The 661-nt window shown below is 54.9% G+C and carries 1 protein-coding gene; it reads right to left on the bottom strand.

The genetic code is table 11. The features are described 5' to 3' along the window. Positions 1 to 207 precede the first annotated feature (207 nt). Entirely contained in the window at positions 208 to 516 is a 309-nt protein-coding gene (locus tag Q2941_RS51810; RefSeq protein WP_458197571.1) for a hypothetical protein, read from the bottom strand. Positions 517 to 661 lie beyond the last annotated feature (145 nt).

Raw genomic sequence — 661 nt, 5'->3', positions numbered from 1 at the left:
CGATATCACCGATTTCCCAAAGCCGCTCGGTTACCTTTGCTACGCGGCGATCAGGAGCTAGTCTGCTGCCAGTTCATGATAAGCGCGGTTCGCTCGGTGCCCGGATGATTCACGACGAATCGGTCGGTCCTGTATCGCTCGATTACCTCGTTCAGCATCCACTTCTGCTCCGGGCGTGATTTCCCACGTAGCCCCGGCAAAGTGTCGTCATAAAGTTCTGGACGGAAAATGCGCTGCCAATTTGTCGGGATGCAGGGCGATGTACCAAGCCTGATGCACCTGTGCCTCGATCGGCATTGTGTTTGTAGCAAGTGCGTAGTCGTACCAACCGATGAATAAGACGTGATCGTTCTGCTCATCGGTAAATCGCATCAGCAGTTCGTCGTCATCGCGCTCTTCCCCGCTGTATTGATGGGTGGCGTGCTTGAACGCATTCCAAAATTTGCGTTGAAGAATCCTAACTTGTCGAATGTCCATGTCAGGAAAGCTTAAGGACGTGCGATGTGAATGGTTCACCGCCAGCCTTCTTGGCGTAGCACTCGATCAATTCCCAGCCGCCTCCGGCGAGGCAATGCACCGCGAGCGCAAACCCGAATGCACTTATCGGCACTGACACCTCAATCATCCAAGTACACGGCTGGGGCCATCACGGGGGCCGAGG

It is taken from the genome of Bradyrhizobium sp. UFLA05-153 (assembly GCF_054185185.1).
This window is presented reverse-complemented; position numbering and strand designations above follow the sequence as displayed.